The sequence below is a fragment of the Rhizobium sp. CNPSo 3670 genome, assembly GCF_057784555.1.
This window is the reverse complement of the sequence record NZ_JBXSOL010000087.1, coordinates 1-1,363: the sequence shown is the minus strand read 5'-3', so window position 1 is coordinate 1,363 and position 1,363 is coordinate 1. Positions and strand designations below refer to the sequence as shown.

General features: G+C 58.7%; 1 protein-coding gene. It reads left to right on the top strand.

All coding sequences use genetic code 11. The features are described from left to right. The first annotated feature begins 99 nt into the window (after positions 1 to 99). Entirely contained in the window at positions 100 to 1,296 is a 1,197-nt protein-coding gene (locus AC13QO_RS29875; protein ID WP_488542761.1) for an IS256 family transposase, read from the top strand. Positions 1,297 to 1,363 lie beyond the last annotated feature (67 nt).

Below are 1,363 nucleotides of genomic sequence, written 5' to 3'. Positions count from 1 at the left end.
GATGATGTCCCGAGAGGTGGTGTAGGAGGATAGCGGTGGTCATCGGCTTTTTCCGGTAGGGTTGGGTTGTTCAAGCACAACCTGATGGAAAGACCACCGATGACCAATGACATGATGGACCTGCGCTCGCTTGTTGAGAAGAGCGCTGATGCGGATTTGCTGCGCGAGATGATTGGCTTTGCTGCCGAGAAGTTGATGGAGCTGGAGGTTGGCGCGAAGACCGGTGCGGCCTACGGCGAGAAGAATGACTTTCGACTTGCTCAGCGTAACGGATATCGCGATCGCGACTGGGAGACCCGAGCTGGCACCGTCGAACTGCGGATTCCCAAACTTCGCACCGGCAGTTACTTTCCGAGCTTTCTGGAGCCGCGCCGGATGGCCGAAAAGGCTCTGACAGCCGTGATCCAGGAGGCTTACATCCAGGGTGTCTCGACCCGCTCAGTAGACGATCTGGTCAAGGCGATGGGCATGAGTGGCATCTCCAAGAGCCAGGTCTCGCGGCTCTGCGAGGAGATAGACGACAAAGTCAAAGCCTTCCTTGACCGGCCGATTGAGGGCGACTGGCCGTATTTGTGGATCGATGCGACCTACCTCAAAGTTCGGCGTGGTGGCCGTATCGTCTCTGTCGCCGTCATCATCGCCGTCGGTGTCAACACCGATGGTCGTCGCGAGGTGCTTGGCATGGAAATCGGCACTTCTGAGGCAGAACCGATCTGGACAGAGTTTCTACGCAAGCTCACCCGGCGTGGCTTGCGGGGCGTCAAACTCGTTGTCTCCGATGCACACGAGGGCATCAAAGCGGCCGTCTCCAAGGTGCTTTCCGCTACCTGGCAAAGATGCCGCGTTCACTTCATGCGCAATGCCCTGGCGCATGCCGGCAAGAGCGGCCGACGCGTGGTCTCGGCCTTCATTGCGACGGCCTTTGCCCAAGACACCCCGGAAGCCGCCAGCCAACAGTGGCGCAACGTCGCCGATCAGATCAGGCCGAAAGTGCCGAAGCTCGCTGGTCTCATGGACAGCGCCGAGGAAGATGTGCTCGCCTACATGACCTTTCCCAAGCAGCACTGGACCAAGCTGCACAGCACGAACCCGATTGAGCGATTGAATGGAGAAATCAAGCGAAGGACCGAGGTGGTCGGCATTTTTCCCAACGACGATGCCATTGTCAGACTCGTCGGCGCTTTGCTACTGGAGCAAAATGACGAGTGGGCCGTTCAGCGCTCGCGCTACATGACACTTGAGACGATCGCCACAATGAGTGATGATCCGCTCATCAACTTGCCCGCTGCAAGTTGACCCGTTCCCGGCCCCGTCCGGAAAGCTCGATGATCGCCCGAGCTACACCACTCCCTGGGACATCATC

Excerpts from the sequence above, each read along its gene's own strand:
- AC13QO_RS29875 (WP_488542761.1), top strand. The coding sequence starts at position 100 with ATGACCAATGACATGATGGACCTGCGCTCGCTTGTTGAGAAGAGCGCT.